Below are 979 nucleotides of genomic sequence, written 5' to 3'. Positions count from 1 at the left end.
ACTTCAAAACAGTTCTATTTACAGGAGAGCTGACAGGGGAAGGAAAGAGCAAGATGAGCGTCATCAATGCCGTCAGAAATAAGCTTCTGCACCAGATTGTGGCCGTCATAAAGAGAGGAACTCCTTATGAGATAAGATTGAACAAAATCTAGAGCAAAATACTAGTTTTACTCATAGATTTCGGTCTGGTATAAACAACGTGCTAGGCCGTCGGCCGAAGCATGATGTTTATACAATGTTAGCAAAAGTTTTATTTTTTATCTTCTGGAAAGAGCTCATAGTAGTGCTCAAGAAGAGTTTCACCTAAGCCAGATAGTCTGTAATTGAATTCAATTTCTCCACCTGTAATCTCTGGCTCATATTCATTGTGCCTATGGTGCCTTTCAATTGGTTTCTGCTCGGAAGGCTCTTGATATATAAGTCCTAAAATTAAAATAGGGTAATAATCCCCTTCATGAATCTCTTTTTTTTCTCCTTTTTTAAAATCAGTTACTAAAATCAAATCATCTAGATACGAATCTTGAATAAGTTTACTGAGTCTAAGAAAGTCATCTGTATATTTTAATTTTCCAAGTGCCTTTAACCTACATAAACGTCCATAAACTTTGCATTTATAAGTTGTCTCCAGCCGGTCAATTGCCATTAATATCTTTTCGGCACCACTTTCATCTTCATCATCCAATTCCTTAGTTAATTCTATCCGCTCTTCCCAGCTAATTTCGGTTAACTCTAGTAGGACTTTCATTGCTTTTTTAATGAAAATTCTGTCTGTGTATGAATTGTATATATTTCTTGCAGCAACTAATGATTTTAAGATTGGTACTTCTTTCAATATTTCATTTGTGACTTCATTGTCGAGAACTTTTTCAACTAGGTCAACTGAAATGTCCTTTAAATCTTTCGATTTTATAATTTCATTAAACTGTTCTCTCATCAATTTTCTAAATTTTTGCTAACGAAATGGTCTAGCAGACGCTTT

General features: G+C 34.6%; 1 protein-coding gene. It reads right to left on the bottom strand.

The features are described 5' to 3' along the window. Positions 1-250 precede the first annotated feature (250 nt). The gene (locus tag LN995_RS21675) at positions 251-934 is read right to left on the bottom strand and encodes a hypothetical protein (protein WP_229963184.1); all 684 of its coding nucleotides are present in this window, start codon (positions 932-934) and stop codon (positions 251-253) included. Positions 935-979 lie beyond the last annotated feature (45 nt).

The sequence above is a fragment of the Pontibacter silvestris genome, from assembly GCF_020907275.1.
Lineage (GTDB): Bacteria > Bacteroidota > Bacteroidia > Cytophagales > Hymenobacteraceae > Pontibacter > Pontibacter silvestris.
The sequence above is the reverse complement of the archived record's forward strand: the minus strand, read 5'-3'. Positions and strand labels throughout refer to the sequence as shown.

What these genes read in the sequence shown, in the direction of transcription:
- LN995_RS21675 (WP_229963184.1), bottom strand. Translation starts at nt 934, where the DNA reads ATGAGAGAACAGTTTAATGAAATTATAAAATCGAAAGATTTAAAGGAC.